Source organism: Planctomycetaceae bacterium (assembly GCA_041398785.1).
GTDB lineage: Bacteria > Planctomycetota > Planctomycetia > Planctomycetales > Planctomycetaceae > JAWKUA01.
Genome location: JAWKUA010000010.1, coordinates 22,415 through 41,017, shown reverse-complemented (window position 1 = coordinate 41,017; position 18,603 = coordinate 22,415). Strand labels below are relative to the sequence as shown.

General features: G+C 59.7%; 13 protein-coding genes. 8 read left to right on the top strand and 5 right to left on the bottom strand.

The window, feature by feature from the left end:
• Positions 1–29 precede the first annotated feature (29 nt).
• From mntR to R3C19_13235, 4 genes are all read right to left on the bottom strand, one after another.
• Complete coding sequence (gene mntR, locus R3C19_13250; GenBank protein MEZ6061304.1) at positions 30–461, bottom strand: manganese-binding transcriptional regulator MntR; 432 nt, start codon at positions 459–461, stop codon at positions 30–32.
• A 15-nt stretch (positions 462–476) separates the two neighbouring features.
• Positions 477–1,259, bottom strand: a complete 783-nt coding sequence (locus tag R3C19_13245; protein MEZ6061303.1) for a creatininase family protein — start codon at positions 1,257–1,259, stop codon at positions 477–479.
• Positions 1,260–1,679: 420 nt separating this feature from the next.
• Positions 1,680–2,684: an AAA family ATPase gene (locus R3C19_13240; protein MEZ6061302.1), complete on the bottom strand. Its 1,005-nt coding sequence runs from the start codon at positions 2,682–2,684 to the stop codon at positions 1,680–1,682.
• A 43-nt stretch (positions 2,685–2,727) separates the two neighbouring features.
• The gene (locus R3C19_13235; protein MEZ6061301.1) at positions 2,728–3,966 is read right to left on the bottom strand and encodes a UDP-N-acetylglucosamine--N-acetylmuramyl-(pentapeptide) pyrophosphoryl-undecaprenol N-acetylglucosamine transferase; all 1,239 of its coding nucleotides are present in this window, start codon (positions 3,964–3,966) and stop codon (positions 2,728–2,730) included.
• Positions 3,967–4,391: 425 nt separating this feature from the next.
• Here R3C19_13235 and R3C19_13230 point away from each other — a divergent pair, with 425 nt between their 5' ends.
• From R3C19_13230 to glgB, 5 genes are all read left to right on the top strand, one after another.
• Complete coding sequence (locus R3C19_13230) at positions 4,392–4,733, top strand: hypothetical protein (protein MEZ6061300.1); 342 nt, start codon at positions 4,392–4,394, stop codon at positions 4,731–4,733.
• Between the two features lie 220 nt (positions 4,734–4,953).
• Positions 4,954–5,664 (top strand): DUF1003 domain-containing protein, encoded by a 711-nt coding sequence (locus R3C19_13225; protein ID MEZ6061299.1) that lies wholly within the window; start codon positions 4,954–4,956, stop codon positions 5,662–5,664.
• Positions 5,665–5,988: 324 nt separating this feature from the next.
• A complete protein-coding gene (locus R3C19_13220; GenBank protein ID MEZ6061298.1) occupies positions 5,989–7,419 on the top strand; it encodes a porin in 1,431 nt (476 codons plus the stop codon).
• A gap of 178 nt (positions 7,420–7,597) precedes the next feature.
• On the top strand, positions 7,598–10,522 hold the full coding sequence (locus tag R3C19_13215) for an AAA family ATPase (protein MEZ6061297.1): 2,925 nt from the start codon (positions 7,598–7,600) through the stop codon (positions 10,520–10,522).
• A gap of 478 nt (positions 10,523–11,000) precedes the next feature.
• Entirely contained in the window at positions 11,001–12,956 is a 1,956-nt protein-coding gene (gene glgB, locus R3C19_13210) for a 1,4-alpha-glucan branching protein GlgB (protein ID MEZ6061296.1), read from the top strand.
• A 298-nt stretch (positions 12,957–13,254) separates the two neighbouring features.
• On the opposite strand, the gene R3C19_13205 is transcribed toward glgB, so the two are convergent.
• Positions 13,255–14,061 (bottom strand): dienelactone hydrolase family protein, encoded by an 807-nt coding sequence (locus R3C19_13205; protein MEZ6061295.1) that lies wholly within the window; start codon positions 14,059–14,061, stop codon positions 13,255–13,257.
• A 320-nt stretch (positions 14,062–14,381) separates the two neighbouring features.
• On the opposite strand from R3C19_13205, the gene R3C19_13200 reads away from it, so the two are divergent.
• The 3 genes from R3C19_13200 to R3C19_13190 all read left to right on the top strand — a co-directional run bounded on the left by R3C19_13200 (position 14,382) and on the right by R3C19_13190 (position 18,499).
• Positions 14,382–16,070, top strand: a complete 1,689-nt coding sequence (locus R3C19_13200; protein MEZ6061294.1) for a D-aminoacylase — start codon at positions 14,382–14,384, stop codon at positions 16,068–16,070.
• A 150-nt stretch (positions 16,071–16,220) separates the two neighbouring features.
• Positions 16,221–17,630, top strand: a complete 1,410-nt coding sequence (locus R3C19_13195) for a Na+/H+ antiporter NhaC family protein (protein ID MEZ6061293.1) — start codon at positions 16,221–16,223, stop codon at positions 17,628–17,630.
• Between the two features lie 110 nt (positions 17,631–17,740).
• On the top strand, positions 17,741–18,499 hold the full coding sequence (locus R3C19_13190; GenBank protein ID MEZ6061292.1) for a DUF480 domain-containing protein: 759 nt from the start codon (positions 17,741–17,743) through the stop codon (positions 18,497–18,499).
• Positions 18,500–18,603: the final 104 nt, after the last annotated feature.

Sequence of the window (18,603 nt, the reverse complement as noted above, 5' to 3'; positions counted from 1 at the left end):
GTCGCTTTCGTGCGACCACAACGGCGCTGTTACGAAGCCGTGTTTCGTGCGTTTCTTGTCGCGAAGTGTTCCATCAGCTTCAGCGTTTCCGGGCTGACGTGATGTTCGATGCCTTCGGCGTCGACCGCGGCGGTCTCATCGCTGACTCCCAGAGCTTTCAGAAACGCGTAAACGACTTCATGCCGCTCTCTGGCGGCCGTCGCCATCCGACGGCCCTTGGCAGTCAGTTCCACGGGAGCGTACGGTTGCGTGCTGACAAGTCCATCACGCTCCAGCCTGGCGACAGCCCGATTCACCGTGACGTGGCTGACCGCGAATCTTCGAGCCAGATCCACCACGCGGCAGACGGCGTCGCCGGCGGTCATCTCGGCAATCGCTTCCACGTAGTCCTCGGCCAGTTCGGTGGAATGATCCTGGCGAGTTCGCTGGTGACTGCGTGTCGTGATTTTTCGGACGGACACGGCAAACTCTCCCGCTCAAAAGGGAAACTCTTCATCCAGCCGCGACGATGCCAGTTCGACCAGAAACTGCGACAGGCGTTCCACAATGACCGTCATCAGCCGCTCACCCTTGTCCGCCGTCGCGGGGTGAGGATTTCCGGAACCCGTGTTTGTGGTCAGCAGGTGCCATGGCCGCGTGATGCTGACCCAGCCGTTGTTGACCGCGCCGAATCGCGTCGGGTTGACCGTGCCGTCGTCGGCCTGCAGCGTACCATCCGCGTTGAACACGACCAGGTCGCGGAAATACGCCAGCGCCAGCGCCGTCTCCATTTCTCCCGCATGGTCGCCTGCGTCATCGAATATGTCTTTCTGAACATCAGCACTGATGCCCCGGAACCAGTCGCACAGAAACAACTGCACGGTCGTCTTGCCGTGTAATTCGCGCAGCAGCGGTTTGAATTCATTGCCGCCGTGACTGTTCAGAATCAGCAACTTGCGCACACCGTGATTTTCCAGCGAATCCACCAGGTCGCCAATTACCATCGCCAGCGTCGACGGATTGACGTTCATTGACAACCGGCACTTCGCCTGATTTGTTTCAGTGCCGTAAGGAATTGTCGGCAGCATGATGACTCGCGCGCCGGCGTTCCATGCAGCTTCGCAGGCCCGGGAACCAATCGCGTCAGCTTCGAAGGTATCCGTGCCGTACGGCAGGTGCAGGTTATGCGGCTCCGTGGCGCCCATCGGCAGGACGGCGACATCGTAATGGCAGTCGCGGACGTGCGAAAAATTCGTTTCGGCCAGTATCCAGGGACGCATGCAATCCGGTTCCTGCAAATCGTGTTTCTGATCTTGTTTCTGACGGTGTCGCTTCAAGCCAGGAAAGCAACAGGTTCGCTGTCCGACCCCTTCAACAAAGCGACATCGAAGGACCGCCGCGACTTGTCGCCGCTTCCAATATCTTTCGTCGCCGCATTCTCTTTTCACGCGACTGGCGATATCGGCAGAGCGAGCCCTGCAGTTGGCTAGGGTGACGGCAGATGTGAATTTACCAATGCAGAGAAATTGCTGGGACCTCCCGTGAAAAGAATCTGTCTTGTTGCGAATGCCGCCCTTCAATTCCAAAGGCTCGGAAGGGAACTCCCCTTGAGCGAAGCGAATCTGTTTGATCGCCTGCGCGGCGATCAAACTTCGACCCTCCCGTTGAAACGGGAGGGTATGTTCTCATCTGACAGATCACTAAAACGGCATTTCGTCGTCGTCGCTGTCGTGTTCGGTGTCGCCGAAATCCAGATTGTCATCGTCATCGTCGTCTTCAAAGTCCGGGTGCAGCGGATCGTCCGGGGAAAAGAAGAAGTCGCCCAGGCCCATCGGCACAATGTTTCCACCCAGCGACTGGTTCTTTCGTTCGGCCAGCGAATGCAGGTCTTCGGCATCTTCACCCAGACAGCGTTCCAGAGCTTCCCGCCAAAGATCATCGCGGGCGACGGGGTGTTCGGGATTCTGAGCCAGCCGCTTCAGCGCGTACCGCAGCACATTGATTCCGTCGCGAGTGCTGAAATCCAGATTCAGTGAATGCGACTCCTGCAGAAAATTCACAGTCAGGTTCAGCATCTGATCATCGGCGAACGGCAGGTGATACTGCAGGATGGCCATCTCGTCCGCGCGCGTGGGGTGGCCGAGCGTCAGAGTGGGCTGCAGCCGGCTGAGAATGTAGTCGGGAATTTCGAACGTAGACTCATCGTCGTTCATCGTCACGGCACAGCGAAAGTCGGCATGAGCATGAATGGTGACACCGGCGACGATCGATTCGACGTATCGCCGATGGTCCAGCAGCGGCGCCAGACTGGCCCACGACTTTTCATTCATGCGGTTGCCTTCGTCCAGAATGCAGATGCCGCCGCGGATCATCGCCGTCACCAGCGGCGATGCGTGGTACGCAATCTTTCCGCTTTCAGCCAGCACCGGCGTCACCAGCAGGTCTTCCGGCCGGGTGTCCGCCGTACACTGATAGATGTACAAGTCCTGGCCGCGCGTGCGTGCTCCGGAAATGGCCAGCGTCGTCTTTCCGATGCCCGGAGTCCCCAGCAGCCGCGGAGTCAGCGGCAGGTCCCGCGCGTCCACAACCAGCCAGCAGGCCAGCAACTGTTTCAGGATTTCTCCCTGACCGATCCATTCCCCCGGACTCTGGTCGGGCGCGGACAAGCTAAGCGAGATGCCGTCAAGTTTATGTTTTTCAGCCATCGTATTCTTGTGACACGGTTGTGTGGTGCGCAGGTGACGCGAATCACGGATCAGCGCCGAAGGCAGGCTGTCTGTCAACCATCTGTGACAGAATGTGTTTGGCAATTGTTGCCGCGGCATCACGCTGTTGAAGTCCGGCAGCCGCGGCTGCCATGCTGTCGCGCGTCTGCTCACTGCCGCAGACGCGACGCACGTGGCCTGCCAGAACGTCAACGGCGCCGCTGTCCGCTTCGTCGACAATCAGCGCCGCATCGCGGCTGACGCAGAAGACGGCGTTCTGTAACTGATGCCCGTCCGCCGCGTTTCTCAGCGGGATCAGGATCGACGCTCGGCCGACCGCGGAAATCTCCGCCAGCGAAACCGCTCCCGCTCGACTAATCACCAGCGACGCTGACTTCATCGCGGCACAGACATCGTCAATGAACGGAACCACCCGAACGTTGCCGCAGCATTCGGCGTACCGGGCTCTGACGCGATCAACGTCGTCCGCGCCGGTTTGATGCAGAATTTCCCAATCCGGCGGCAGTACACCGGGCAACCGAACTGCGTTCACAACAAGTTCATTCAGCCGCTGAGCACCCTGACTGCCGCCCAGCACCAGCAACAGCTTCTCGGCGCGATTCCCTGAACGATTGGCGGACGACCCGCGCACGTCGACGGCCGGAGGTCGTTCGGCGGAAACATCAATCGTCTGCTGAACGTGATCACCGGTTGACTGAAAGAAGCTGCGCCGAAGCGGTACAGCAGTCGTTATCAGCGGCGACACCCAGCGATCGACGAATCGCTGTTCCATGGGGAAGCCGGAAAACGTGACATCCGCGAAACGGCTCAGCATACGGTTCGCCCGACCGGGGATTGTATTCGTTTCCAGCAGAGCCACCGGCAGTCTGAACCGGCGGCTTGCGAGAATCGCCGGCACGGATGCGAAACCACCCAGCCCCAGAACGAAGCCGCATCCATGTTGCTCCAGCGATCTTCGGCACTGCCGGACCGATGCAGTCACGCCGCGCAGAAACCGCAGCGGACGTCGCTTCAGCGATGGTCCGGGCTGAATGGCCTGCCGCACGAGAATGACGCTCGCTGACTCATTCAGGCCGCTGGCGTCCAGGATCTGCTGATCGACGAGTCGCTCGCTGATGAAGAACAGCAGCTTCAGGTCCGGCCACAGCGTTCGCAGTTCTTCCGCGATCGCGATGGCCGGTGTGAGGTGCCCGCCGGAACCTCCGCCGGCAAACGCAACGCAGCGTTCACGCGCTGCGAGATTCGATTTTCTGGCGGGCATGCGTCAGGCGACCTTCCGGCGGCAATTTTTTTCATCCGGTAGCGAACAACCAGTGGTTCGAACCCGGATCATCGCTGACGGGTCCCTGAAAGGAAGCTCACGACCGACGGCGACGCGTTGTCAGGCGGGAAAAGGACCGCTCATTCAGCCCGTGATCGAAATCCGGGTTGTGCGCACCCGGTGCGGACCGGCCGCCGTCCAAGAGCGGAACGATGAACAAGAAACGGAAAACTCTTCCAGAAAATAAGACAATATGTCTAATATCTCGTATCAGTTCCCGAAAAGCGTCTGCCGGTCCGGCGAGGCCGCTGCAAAGCGGGGGCGGGAGCCTCGGCCGCTGCTGTTAACCGCGTTTTTTCTGTGAAGCGGGAGCCGCTCGCGGTTTTGTCAGGAGTTTGAAGGCATTCCGCGCACGTGACGGCGGGATGGGCCACAGGGAAATCGTGCGTGAGATTCTTGCCGTTTGTGCCGTGGTCGGACTGTCGGTGGCGCTGTCATCGGCCTTTGGACGCGCTGTCAACGTGACGTTGTCCGGAACGCCTCTGGCCGATGCATTTCCGAATCAGCCGGAATGGCTGAGTGAACTGCATGAAGACAGTGCTTTCACGGACGAAGACATTCAGCGGTACGCGGAACGCATACGTCCCGTGAAGCTGCGCGACCGCGCGGCAGTCGCGAGCGACACCGCTCCTGGCGTCCAGACTCCAGGCCGACATTCCGCGACGGATTCGCTGTCCATCGCATGGACGAGGGACTCGCGTCCGTGAGACACTGCTTATACCCCGAGCGGGGTCAATTGAGGTTTTCTGGCTCGCGGCGGAAGAGGTGCTGGATATATCAGTGTTCGCCGCGGCCAGTATAGATTCCCCGAGGCACCACTGATGCAGGTTCGGTGGCGGGGCGGCACGTCGTGTTTCGGCGGCAGGGCATTTCGCATCTGCCGAAAACCGGTCACGCCATCGTCTTCGTTTCGGAATCCTGGCAATCATGAAAAACACGGCGAATCACCGCGTCCGCTGCGACATCTGCGGCAAAGACGTTGCTCGATCATCAGCCATGCCGGCAGCCATCGTGCGGCCTGCGCTGGCGGACATCATTCGGCGAGACCACCCGGACTGGCCGGCGGACGGCAACATCTGTCTGACCGACCTGAATCGGTACCGCGGCATCTATGTGCAGGACGTGCTGGAAACCGAGCGAGGCGAACTGTCGGCGCTGGAACAGGACGTCGTAAGAAGTCTGCGGGATCACGAGCTGTTGTCTCAGAACATCAACCAGGAATTCGAGACGCAGACAACATTCGGCCAGAAGGTCGCCGATTCGGTCGCGAGCTTCGGCGGCAGTTGGTCATTCATCATTTCGTTCGGCGTCATTCTCGTTGTGTGGATCACGATCAACACGCATCTGGTGCTGTCGAAACCCTTCGACCCGTTTCCGTTTATCCTGCTGAACCTGGTGTTGTCGTGTTTGGCCGCCATGCAGGCTCCCGTGATCATGATGAGTCAGAATCGTCAGGAGGCGAAGGACCGGCTGCGTTCGGAGCACGACTATCGCGTCAACCTGAAAGCGGAACTGGAGATTCGCCAGTTGCATTCCAAGCTGGACCTGCTGCTCACGCACCAATGGCAGCGGTTGCTGGAAATTCAACAGGTACAGACAGACCTGCTGGAAGAAATGAGCGGCCGCAAACAGCGATGAGCTGCCGAACCGATCATAGGCACTGCGCTAGTACCGCTGGCTCCCGCGACGCCGCGTCACGCATTGCGGCACAAACGTGAGAACAAGATTAAAGCACGAGTCGCCTGTCCTGGATTCGGGCATTCGACGAGGGGAAACTTCGGAGGTGTACGGGTCGTTCAGGCTGGGCAGGATCTCCGGCCAGGCCGTGCCATCATGTTCTTCGATACGACCGTCCAGCGCGGAACAATTCGAATGACCGGTTGGACCGTGTCGATAGGAAGGGACGGTTATCACGCATGCCTGTGCCTGTGACAACGCGTCGAATGCAGGAAAGGAATCCTCATGGCACCCGGTCTTTTCACTCGCAAATTCAGCGGCCCGCGTCTCTCTTTCGTGTTCGCGGCTCTCATGGCCTTCTCACCACTGGCAGCGGCTGACGAACTGGATGGTTTGTTCGACGAAAGTCGCGAAGTTCCATTCATCCGGCCCATTGAATGGCTGGAAGAAGTGCCGCCGCCGGAAGTTGTCGGGTCGCCGGAAACTGACAAGTCAGAAGGCGAAGATCCGCTGGATGCCCGCTTCAAGGCGCTGGAGCATGAGCTGAGCGAACTGAAGAAGTCGCTCGAAAAGCCAAAGGCTTCTGAGCCGCCGGCTGTGGTTTACCCAACCGTCAAAGTCACCGGGTTCTTTCAGGCCGACGCCGGCTGGTTCCAGCAGGACGCCGCCAGTGTCGCCACTCTTGGCGATGTGCAGGACGATCGCGGGTTTCGGCGTGCTCGACTGGCTGCCGTCGGAAACGTCACGAAGGATGTCAGTTATCAGCTTGAAATGGACTTTGCTTTCAACGGTCGGCCGTCATTCATGGATGTCTGGCTGGACGTCGCCAAAGTGCCGACGTTCGGCAATGTTCGGATCGGACAGTGGCGGCAGCCGTTCGGCCTGGATGAACTGACCAGCGTCAAGGAACTCACGTTTCTGGAACGTCCGCTGATGTTTGCATTGGCACCGTTCCGGCAGATCGGTGTTGGTTTCCATGATACGTCGGCCGATCAAAGCGTGACGTGGGCAGCCTCCGTGTTTGGCACCGGCACCGATCCTTTCGGCAACAGCATCGGCGACCGCGGCTACGGCGGAGCGACTCGCGTGACCGCCATCCTTCTGGAAGAAACCAGCAGCGATTTTCTGATTCATGTCGGCGGCGGATACAGCTATATCGCGACTCCCGACAACAGGATTCAGTACCGCAACGTTCCGGAATACGGCGGACCGCTTGCTGTGCCGGGCTCCGTACCGTTTTTCGTCGATACGCTGCCCATCATTGCGGAAAACGCCAACCTGCTGAATGCGGAACTGGCCGGCACCTGGGGACCGTTCCACGGCCAGTCCGAACTGCGGTATTCGCTGGTGAACGCGAACGGCGCGGGAAACCTGCTGTTCCCTTCCTTCTATGCCCAGGCCGGCTGGATTCTGACGGGAGAACATCGCCCGTATAACAAGGCCAGCGCCGCTCTGGGACGCATCAAACCCAAAAACCCGATCGGTTCGAACTGCGGCTGCGGAGCCTGGGAAGTCGCGATGCGATACTCCTGGATCAATCTGAACGAAGGTGTCGTGACCGGCGGAGAACTTTCCAACGTCACATTCGGATTGAACTGGTATCTGAACGACTTCACGAAGCTGCAGTTCAACTACATCAACGCGGACCTGGTCCGGGCCCCCGTTGGCGACAGCGATACCAACATCTACGCCGTGCGGGCTCAGTTGGACTTTTGATTCCCCGTCGCGGGCACGGGCTGGAAAGTCGGTGCCGCCGGTGTGTGGCGGACCTGTCCGGCGGGAACGGATGTTCTAAAGATTCCGGTTGCAGGTGTTCGATGTTTCCCTGGAGGCAGACTCCCTGCGCCGGCGGATTCTGCCGGTTTGCCCGTCAGGTCTTCTTGTGGATAGTCGGATGTACCATCATCACTTCGGATTTCACGGCAAGCCGTTTCAGTCCGCGCCTCCGGAGCGGGCTTTTTTTCAGTCGGAGTCGCTGCGGCGGATCATTCCTGTCGTGCTGCATACTCTGCGATCGGATCTCGGCGCCGCAGTGCTGACCGGACCTGCCGGCATCGGCAAGACGTCGCTGCTGAAGTATTTGTCGCGGCGACTGCAGACGGACGGACAGGTCGTGCTGTTTTCCGCGGGAGCCGTCCGGACTTCCACCGCGATGCTGGGCCTGATGCTGCGCCGACTGCGAAGCAACCGGTCAGAAGGAAGCAATGTTCCGGCAATCGGGCGGGAATGCGGATCAGCCGAACACTGGCAGGTTATCGAACGCCTGTCCCAAACCGTCGATTTCTGGGGACCGATGATTGTCCTGTTCGACGACGCTCACCTGGCGAATCCGGAAATCTTCACAGAACTGCGTTCGCTGCTGGAAGAAGAAGTCGACGGCCGACGCGTGTGCCGTGTGCTGATCAGCGGTGCGCTCTCGCTGGAAGACGTCCTGGCGGCTCCCGCGATGACGGATTTCGTACAGAAGATTCGGTCGCATGTATTTCCGGAACCGCTGCTCGCCGGAGAAGCCGTTTCGTACCTGGCCGCGCATCTCAGCGCCGTTGGCGGCGACTGTGCGAACGTATTTCAGCCGCTGTCCGTTGAACGCATCGTCGCAGCCGCGGACGGCGTGCCTCAGTGCCTGAATCTGCTGGCCGACGAATCGCTGCTGGTCGCGTCGCAGACCGATGCACAGCTTGTGACGCCCGAACATGTCGACGAAGCCCTGCAGCGATTGCAGCACCTGCCGTATTCGTGGAACGTGTCCATGACCGGCACCGCGGATGATGAGTTCGACCGTATCGAACGTCACACAGCCGTCCACGGAACCTGCGCAGAAGCCGACGCGGTGACGAAAGGCAGCACATTCAGCTCAGACGGCGTCATTGAAATCGGTGCTCCCGCTGCTGACGCGAGTTCTGTCGCAGACGCTGCTTCTTCGGCAAGGTCCGTCATTGCCGAACACGGCGTGATTGAAATCGGCGCGGTACCGGCCGAAACCACCGTTGCCGCCGCCGACACCGACGAAGTTCCCGTCGAACCGGTCGACGAATTCGACGCGTCTGCGGCAGCCTGCGCTGCGGCTGATGACGACGCCCTGCCCTATTCGTTTCCCGACGATGAGCTCGCGGAGTTGTCGGATTCAGCAAGCGACACGGCAGACGACTTTGCAACAAGCGCCATCCCTGATGCCGATGACGCCGCTGTTGCCTCATCGGGCTCCATCCTGCGAATTGATGACTCCGATGAATTGGTGCCGGCGCCGGAGTTCGAGCACTTTCGTCCGTGGTCACCGCCCGGAGAATGGCGACAACCGGCCGCGACCACCGCTGCAGTGGCGTCACCGTCCGAGTCGTGGGTCCGGCTGCCAGGTGACGTCAGTCCCGTGCCCGTGTTCGACCGATACACCTGGCTGGAATATGGCCGCGACGTCCCGTTTGTCGACACGGTTGGCCGGCGGTATTTCGACGTTCCCGTGCTGACCGCCGAGTGGCCTCCGAACCTGATCGGTGTCGCGCCGTCAATCACGATTCCGGTCGAAGAACTTGATGAAAGCTTCGTGACGGTCCGTGAACTAAGCCATGTCTTCCGCGAAGAGATTCCCGAACCGCCATCCTCAGCGCAGATAACGACCGTCTGTGTCGATGCGGAATTCGACGCCTGCACTTCCAGCGTCGAAACCGTCGATGCAGCGATGACTCGCGATGACAAACACGCCGGCGATGATGTTTCGGAAGTGCTCTCCGTCGACGGCGACGAACTGTTTACCCTGGTGGAACCGGAGGAAGGTGTCAGCGATGAATTCGCACTGCCGGATCTGACCGACCTGACGGCACTCCACCCGCTGGAATTCGACGAGGTTGATGAGGATTCCCCGGAGGCAGAAATTGCGGCGAATCGGCAGTCAGTCGCCTTTGAAACTGCGGAAGCACCGACGACGCACGAACTCCAGGACACTGTCGCGCCAGAAGTTCCTTCGGTGCTCAGCGACGCGCCGATTGCGAATGCCGGAGATTCTGCTGCCGAGGATTGTCGAGGTTCGCTTCAGGAAACAGTGGCCGATTGCGGACCGGTCGAAACGCCATTTGAGGATGTGGAATCTCAGGTGGTCGCCTTTGAAGCGGCCTCTGACGTTCCGGTTGCGCCACAAGAAGCGACGGAAACAGTGGACGCTGTGGAAGCAGCAGCGGAAGCATCGGAAGCAGCAGACGTCGCGGCACTGAGCGATGACGTGTTCTCGTTTGAGGAAGCTCCCGCAACGGTGGAATGGCACGACGGCCAGTTGCTGTGCGATTCCGCGAAGAACGGAACTGCTGACGCCGATGAACCGGTCGCGGACGAGCCGGCACTTGAGGAAGTCGTGTCTCTGCCGATTGCCGAAATGGCGCCGGCCAGCCAGCCACCTTCTTCCGCGGACAGCGAAGAATCTGAACACGTTGCCGCTGCGTCGGTCGCTTCACCTGTCGTGCCGGCGCGTGTTGATTCCGGCCGGTTGTTCAGCCTGCCGCTACAGATTGCCGACGTGAATCTGTCACGCCGCGACGGCGCGTACGCGGACCTGCAGGAATCTCCCGTCACTGAGGCTCTGCTGCGGCTGCAGGAAACAGGCCGCGATCCTGAATCGGATTCCGAAGCCAACGGATCCCGACAGCGAATCGTCAGGGAGCCCGCCTTCTATGAGGAAGTGACGGTCGACCAGTCATGTCCGGACTCACAGGACGGTTGCGATGACGAACTCGCCGCAGTCGGTTCCGGCGGCAGGCTTTCGACCGAAGGCAAGCTGCGGTTCGACACGCTCTTCACCCGGCTGCGTCAGCGCCGCGGCCGCCAGTCGTAGAGCCATGTCCGTCGTATGCACGACGCGTGCTGCAGGCTGTGCCAGTGACGTTCGGCCCCGAAGACACTGGCACCGCCAGAGGTGACGCCCGACGCATCGATTCATTCCTGGCCCGGCAGTAGGTTCCTCCCGCGCAGCGAAACCCGCGTCAACCGGCAGTTTGTACCGGCGATCGAGTTCCCTGTTCCGGAATTGTGACTCTTCGCGGCGCGCGGGTGACAGGATGCAGTCTCGGCCGCGGCAACGCCGGTGAGTCGGGTGGAATCTGAATGGCTATGCGTGGATAATGCCTCCGTGCGGCGTTTTACAGCACAATGTCTTCGCTGCGTCGCCGGATTCGGTTGATTCGCGGCGGCAATTCCATCGTTCGTCAGAGCGAATTCAGCGAACATCTCCGAAACCCCGCGTGCCGGTTCGGACGCATTCACGGAAATCCGGTGGCCACATCGTGATGGGAAATCATCAAGGTAACGGAACTATGGGCTCACAATCAGCAGGGACCGCTGAACTGATCGGAAGCACTTTCGACGCACCCACTGACGGATCAAGTCTCTATCGATATCTGGGTGCTCATTTCTTCGACACGGGAGTTCGGTTTGCCGTGTGGGCTCCGAACGCCCGCGAAGTTTCCGTCATCAGTGATGGAAACGGCTGGACTCACAGCCGCGACTGGCTGGACGGCAGCGACAGCGGCGTCTGGACCGGTTTCGTTCCCGGAGCAATTCCCGGCACGCGATACAAGTATGCCGTCCGCGACCAGTCGGGGCATCTGCACGAAAAGGCGGATCCCTTTGCGTTCTATTCGGAACTGCGGCCCGGCACGGCGTCCGTCATCTGGAGTCTGCGGGACTTCGAATGGCACGATTCCGCCTGGATTCGCAGACGCGATCGAACCAACTGGCTGGAAGCTCCCGTATCGATCTATGAAGTCCATCCGGGTTCCTGGCGGCGACCAACCGACGGGCGGGAATTCTACAACTACCGGGATCTGGCCCACCAGTTGACGGAATACATCAGGGAAACCGGTTACACCCATGTGCAATTGATGCCGATCACCGAACATCCCTTCGACGGTTCCTGGGGATATCAGACGACCGGATATTTTGCTCCCACAAGTCGCTTTGGAAAACCGCACGACTTCCAGTACTTTGTGGACTATCTGCACCAGAACGATATCGGCGTCATCATTGACTGGGTGCCGGGGCACTTCCCCACAGATTCGCACGGCCTGGCCCGTTTTGACGGAACCTGCCTTTACGAACATCAGGATCCGCGTCTGGGATTTCATCCGGACTGGAATACTCTGATCTTCAACTACGGCCGGCGCGAAGTTTCAGAATTCCTGATGTCCAGCGCCCGGTTCTGGTGTGATGTCTACCACGTCGACGGCATTCGAGTGGATGCGGTCGCATCGATGCTGTACCTGGATTATTCGCGTGACTCCAACCAGTGGATCCCGAATCAGCACGGGGGCCGGGAAAACCTGGAAGCCATCCAGTTTCTGCGTGACGTCAACACCATGCTGCACGCTGAGTTCCCCGGCATCATGAGCATCGCGGAAGAATCCACTGCCTGGGGAGGCGTGTCGCGTCCGGTCTATACGGGCGGCCTGGGATTCACGATGAAGTGGGATATGGGCTGGATGAACGACACGCTGCGATTCATGCAGCGCGATCCTGTTCATCGGTCATGGCATCTGAATGACCTGACATTCCGCGGGATCTATGCCTTCAGCGAAAACTTCGTGCTGCCGCTGTCGCACGATGAAGTCGTTCACGGCAAGGGTTCTCTGCTGGATCAGATGCCCGGCGATCAGTGGCAGAAGTTTGCAAATCTTCGGCTGCTGTACGGCCTGCAGTATTCCACGCCGGGTAAGAAGCTGCAGTTTATGGGCAGCGAAATCGGCCAGTGGAACGAATGGAATCACGACGGCGAAATCGACTGGATTGTGCGACAGTTCGATACGCACGAAGGCATTCGCAAACTGATTTGTGACGTGAACCGGATCTACGAATCCGAACGCGCTTTGCATGAAACCGATGTGCGGCCGGAAGGCTTTCGGTGGGTTGTCGGAGACGACCACAGCAATGTCGTGGTCGCGTTCATCCGGCAGACCGTCGACAAGTCCGAACAGATTCTGGTGCTGGCCAATCTGACTCCGGCGCCCCGCGGACCGTATCGCGTGGGTGTGCCGAAAGCTGCCTTCTATCGCGAAATCTTCAACAGCGACGCGGACTGGTACGGCGGTTCCGGGATGGGCAACCAGGGTGGAGTTTACAGTTCAAAAGTTGCGTCCCACGGTTGCGAAGACAGCATCGACGTGACTCTGCCGCCGCTCGCCGTCGTCATGTTCAAAGCGGTGTCGCACGGACCGAACGAAGCGTCCGCGTCCCCCGACGCCGCAAAGCTCCGTGATCCCGCGCCGACTTCCTGATGCCGGTTGGATCTGCGTCAGTCAGCGCGCCATCGCGCTCGCCGCGACCGGCAACGCTGTGGAACCGCTCTCCTGCGAAGTCATATGCGTTATCCCCTCGCCCGCGAAGCGGGAGACGGAGATCATTCTGTGTCCAGCAGAAAAATCGGGGTAAGGGCCGGTCGCGAGCATCAAGCGAGCGTCGCCGGCGACTTCCCCGAGTCAAAGCGGTTGATCTCCGCTTCGACGGCGATTCTTTTGCCGCGCGTGTGGATGTTGAAATCGAACAGGAAGTCGCGAACAAAAAGTTGAGGCGACTTCAGTTTGACTGGGCTTCAAACAGTTCGCCGAAGAAAAGCTTCATGGCGGCCCATGACCGTTTGTCCGCGCGTTCGTTGTAAGCGGCTCCCCGCGAATTGTCGTTGCCCGCCATCGGTTGTGTGAATGAATGCACGGCTCCGGAATAAATGTCCATCTGCCAATCGACACCGGCGGCATTCAGTTCCGACTTGAACGCTTCGATATCGTTGGCCGGGACAAACGGGTCATCGGCTCCGTGACAGACCAGCACCTTCGCTTTGATATTGTTGCCGTCTTCCGGGCTTGGTGAATCCAGTCCTCCGTGGAAGCTCACGACGCCGGAAATGTCAGCGCCGCTGCGAGCCAGTTCCAGGACTCCCGTGCCGCCGAAGCAATATCCGATCGCGGCGATCTGCTGCTTCGCAACGCCCGCCTGCTTCCGCAACTGCTCGAGTCCCAGGTTTAGTCGTCGGCGGTAGAGCCCGCGATCCGACTTGTAGACTCCCGCGAGTTTGCCGGCTTCCTGAGGATTCGCGGGCCGGACTCCCTTGCCATAGACGTCCAGTGCAAACGCGACGTAGCCGAGTTCCGCCAGTTGCCGGCATCGGCTCTTTTCATAATCCGTCAGTCCCATCCACTGATGCACGACCAGAATTCCGGGACGATTCGCGCCGCTGACTGACGAGTCCCAGGCGACGAATCCTTCCAGAGTCACGTCGCCGTCGCGATATTCAACCGTGCGAGTCTGAATCGCCGCGGTTGCCTGACCGTAGCCTGATGCCACGAACACAAATGCCGGAAGCAGAATTGCCGAAAGACGTCTCATCGTTCTTTCCTTTGCGAGATGAACAAGCGCGTGACAGTGCGGATCGAAGGACTCTATCGTAAGACTTCGGCTGTGACCCGTCGACGGTCCCGGCATGAATCCCGCATGACTCGCTGTCGCGTTCCAGGGCTCCAGTCCTGGAACGAGGCAAGACGGCAGAACCCTGGGACGAGACAAGGTCAGCAACAAGGCCACGCGAATCCCGAACCAGTGGCGAACCGGCGGCGCGTCCGGCCGCGTGGACGGATGCGGCGTGAATGTGTAGTCTGACCGGCACTGAACGACACCCGCCAGCGAACTGCCAATCGGAGAAACTCGCGATGCTTCCTCACTTCCGTCATTGCCGAATTCCGCTTCTTCTGATCGCTTTCGGATACACCGCGGCGATGGCTCAGCAGCCGCAGTTTGATCTGGTGATTCGCAACGGCCGCATCGTTGACGGGACGGGTAATCCGTGGTTTTCCGCCGACGTCGGTATTCGGGGAACTCAGATTACCGCCGTCGGATTCATTCCGGAAAACAGCGGAGCGACGGAAATCGACGCGGCCGGACTGGTGGTGGCTCCCGGTTTCATCGACATGCATTCGCACTCTGATCGCACGCTGTTCCGCGACGGCGATGCTCAGTCGAAGATTCGGCAGGGAGTCACCACCGATGTGCTGGGTGAAGGATCCTCGGGCGGGCCGAACACCGGCAGGATGCCTCCCGACAAAGTCACGATCGGCGGCCGTGACGTCGAAGTCGAAACGCTTGGCGACTACTTCAAAGCGCTCGAAGAAGCGACGATGTCGATCAACGTGGCGTCGTATGTCGGCATCAACAATCTCTGGGAAAGCGTGATGGGTTACTCGTTTGAACGCCCGACTCCGGAGCAGTTCGAACAGATGAAGGAACTGCTGGCTCAGGCAATGCAGGACGGAGCTCTGGGGCTGTCGACTCAGGTGATGACGCCTCCCGGATCGCTGGCGACGACGGATGATCTGATCGAACTGGCAAAGGTCGCGAAGCAGTATGGCGGCATCTATTCCAGTCACATCCGCAACGAGGGACTGGGAGTCTTCGACGCGGTGGAAGAAGCCATCACCGTGGGTGAACGCGCGGAAATTCCGATCGACATCATTCACATCAAGATCGCCGACCAGGTCTACTGGGGACGCATGTCGGAAATCGTCTCGCGCATTGAGCAGGCTCGGCGCGACGGCATTCAGGTGCAGGCCAACGTGTACCCATACACGCGCGGCAACAACAATCTCAGCAGCATCATTCCCCCGTGGGCTCATGAAGGAGGAAACGAGAAGCTGCTGGAACGGCTGAAGGATCCCGCGATGCGGGAACGCCTGAAGAAGGATATCGAAGAAGGTCTGCCCGGCTGGTACAACCACTACACAGCCGTCGGGAAGGACTGGAGCCGGATGCTGATCAGCGCCAGCAATCTATACAAGGGGCTGACGATGGATCGAGTCATCGCGATGAAAAGCGAAGGCAGGCAGCCGGCACCCGACCCGCTGGACGTGCTGTTTGACCTGCTGATCGAACAGGATGGATCTGTCAGCACAGTGTATGCTCACCACACCGACGAAGACATGAATCTGGCGTTGTCTCAGCCGTGGTGTTCGGTCGGATCGGACGGGTCCGCTCTGGCGACGTCCGGGCCGCTGCGTGCCGGGAATCCTCATCCGCGAAACTTCGGAACGTTTCCGCGAGTCCTGGGAATCTATGTTCGCGAACAGGGTCTTCTGACGCTGGAAGACGCCATTCGCAAGATGACATCGCTGAATGCCGCGAAGGTTGGAATCTTCGACCGCGGGCTGATTCGTCCCGGCATGGCGGCGGACATCACGGTGTTCAATCCGGAAACCGTGCGGGACGAATCGACGTACAACGATCCGTTTCACTACAACGTCGGCATCGAGCACGTCATCGTGAATGGTCAGGTTGTGCTGAAAAACGGTGAACACACGGGAGCTCGACCCGGAAAAGTGCTGCGGCATGTGGCGGTGAAGCTTTAGCCATTGTCCATTCGTTTGCCACGATTGCCGGCCGGTGCTGTTTTGTTTGTCGCGAATGCTGCGGCATCAAGTTTTCGTCAGGACGGCAATTCCGTTTGAACCGCCGGCCAGCGACGTGACGACACTCCTTTCCGCGAATACCGACAGCTTATGAGCGACTCAACAACTCCGGACATCACCGAAGCGGACGTCCATTTTCGCGGCGGTGCCGTGGCCAGTGTGGTGCCGATGGCCGTCTTTCTGATCGCCACGATTGCATTGGTCGTCCACGGGGCACCTCATGTCGAAGGCATGATTCTGGCGGCGATGCTGGGGATTTCGTGCGGCATGTGCTTCGCGAAAAATCTGGCGGTCTACAGCGAGCAGTCGTTTGCCTTGATGGCCAATCGTGTCGCCACCGTGGCTGTTGTGTGCTGGCTGTGGGCGGGGGCGTTCTCTGGAATCATGGCCGATTCCGGAATGGTGCAAGCCATTGTCTGGATCGGTGAAAAGCTGAATTTAAGCGGCGGAATTCTGGTCGCCGCCGTTTTTGTTTCGGCGGCCCTGTTTGCAACGTCAGTCGGCACCGGTATGGGCACCATCGTCGGTTTTACCGCGGTGATGTATCCGGCCGGCGTGTTTCTGGGAGCCAACCCGGCGGCGCTGATCGGCGCCATCATCAGCGGAGCGGCGTTTGGTGACAACGTCGCTCCGATTTCGGACACCACGATCGTTTCGGCGGCGACTCAGGAAGCGGATGTTGGTGGAGTCGTCCGTTCCCGACTGAAATACGTATTGATCGCCGCTGCCGTCGCGACCGTGCTGTTCGCGGTGATCGGCGGTGGCGGAACGTCGCAATCCGCCGAAGTGTCACAGGAAATCCTGAAAAAGAACTCCGACCCGAAGGGACTGCCGATGCTGATTCCGTCGGTGGTTGTGTTCGTCATTGCCATCAGCGGCGGACATTTTCTGGGAGCGCTGACCGTTGGCATTTTTCTGGCAGCCGTCATTGGACCTATGACCGGCGTGTTTGAGTTCGAACGCATCTTTGCCATCAATTCCCAGGGCGAAGTCACCGGCAGCGCCGTCCGCGGCGCGATGAGCCTGGTGCCGACGGCCATTCTGACTCTGCTGCTGGTGACCGCGATCGGCCTGATGCGAGTCGGCGGGTTTCTGGACCTGTTGATGAAGAAGCTTCAGTCGCTGATCGCCGGTTCGCTGCGCAACGCGGAGCTGGCCATTCTGGCGCTGATTTCGTTCACGAATGTCTGCGTCTCCGTCAACACCGTGGCCATGATTACCGCGGGACCACTGGCCAACGTCATTCGCAAAAACGCCGGAATCCACCCGTATCGCAGCGCCAACCTGCTGGACACTGTGTCGTGTTCATTTCCGTATCTGCTGCCGTACGCAACGTCGGTCGTCGCGGCTGTGGCCATTCAGAAGCAGGTTACGGAACTGTATCCAGAGGTGCCGGTTGTCGAATGGTCCGAGTTTCTTCCGTACGCGTTTTACAACCACGCTCTGCTGCCGCTGATGGTGCTGTCGATTCTGACCGGGTTCGGACGCCGGGAAGGATAGCGGTCCGGGCACGCTTGAGCGCCGACGCGTTCCTCCGCACAATCCGCTCGCGACGGAACACGGGCTCACTTTCCGACCCGGTCAGTGCGCAGTCACGGAAGTAATTGACGATGAGCGATGAACCAAAGAATCAGATCCGGCAATTGACCAGAATTCAGCGCCGCGTGATCGGCGTGCTGATGGAAAAGGCCTTCACGACTCCGGAGCAGTACCCGCTGACTCTGAAAGCCACGACCACCGCGTGCAATCAAAAAAGTAATCGTGAGCCGGTGGTCAGTTACGACGAAGACCAGGTCCAGCAGGCTCTGGACGAACTTCGCGAAGACCTGCTGGTCGCCGAAGTGTTTACCGACGGAGGCCGGGCGCCGCGATATCGCCACTACATGCGGCACAAGTTTGATTTTTCGGAAGCGCAGTTCGCGATCATCGCGGAACTGCTGCTGCGAGGCCGGCAACAGCCCGGCGAACTTCGCACGCGAGCCAGCCGGATGGTGCGCATCGATTCCCAGGAAGCTCTTCGAGAAGAATTGAGCGGCCTGCTGAGTATGGGATATCTGCAGGCAAACGGCCCCCTGGAACGGCGCGGCGTCGAAGTTGACCACACATTCTATCTGCCGAAAGAAGGACAAACACTGGAACCCGCCGCGCTGGCCGATGACGTCGAAGAACCGCCCCGTTCTTCCGGAACCGAAACACCCCGTACCGCAACACAGGCGACCGCGCCGAACGTTGCTGCAGCATCGGATACATCGCTGGAACGACTCGAACACCAGATTCGGGTCCAGGAAGCGACGATTGAACGGCTGCAGGAGTCGATCCGCGGACTTGACGAACGACTCCAGCACCTCGAGCGCGACCTGGGAATCTGAACGCTCTGATTTCGCGCGGTCGGCCCTCTCCCGGGCATCGCTCCATCATGCGGTGTATGTTGCGACCATCGGGAGGGCGAGGCTCCCGCCGAGCCGCTGCCACC

Bases quoted from the DNA above. Each gene is read 5' to 3' on its own strand.
- R3C19_13200 (MEZ6061294.1), top strand. From the start codon at position 14,382: ATGCTTCCTCACTTCCGTCATTGCCGAATTCCGCTTCTTCTGATCGCT.
- glgB (MEZ6061296.1), top strand. From the start codon at position 11,001: ATGGGCTCACAATCAGCAGGGACCGCTGAACTGATCGGAAGCACTTTC.
- R3C19_13220 (MEZ6061298.1), top strand. From the start codon at position 5,989: ATGGCACCCGGTCTTTTCACTCGCAAATTCAGCGGCCCGCGTCTCTCT.
- R3C19_13190 (MEZ6061292.1), top strand. From the start codon at position 17,741: ATGAGCGATGAACCAAAGAATCAGATCCGGCAATTGACCAGAATTCAG.
- R3C19_13230 (MEZ6061300.1), top strand. From the start codon at position 4,392: ATGGGCCACAGGGAAATCGTGCGTGAGATTCTTGCCGTTTGTGCCGTG.
- R3C19_13225 (MEZ6061299.1), top strand. From the start codon at position 4,954: ATGAAAAACACGGCGAATCACCGCGTCCGCTGCGACATCTGCGGCAAA.
- R3C19_13215 (MEZ6061297.1), top strand. From the start codon at position 7,598: ATGTACCATCATCACTTCGGATTTCACGGCAAGCCGTTTCAGTCCGCG.
- R3C19_13245 (MEZ6061303.1), bottom strand. From the start codon at position 1,259: ATGCGTCCCTGGATACTGGCCGAAACGAATTTTTCGCACGTCCGCGAC.
- R3C19_13195 (MEZ6061293.1), top strand. From the start codon at position 16,221: ATGAGCGACTCAACAACTCCGGACATCACCGAAGCGGACGTCCATTTT.
- R3C19_13235 (MEZ6061301.1), bottom strand. From the start codon at position 3,966: ATGCCCGCCAGAAAATCGAATCTCGCAGCGCGTGAACGCTGCGTTGCG.
- R3C19_13240 (MEZ6061302.1), bottom strand. From the start codon at position 2,684: ATGGCTGAAAAACATAAACTTGACGGCATCTCGCTTAGCTTGTCCGCG.
- R3C19_13205 (MEZ6061295.1), bottom strand. From the start codon at position 14,061: ATGAGACGTCTTTCGGCAATTCTGCTTCCGGCATTTGTGTTCGTGGCA.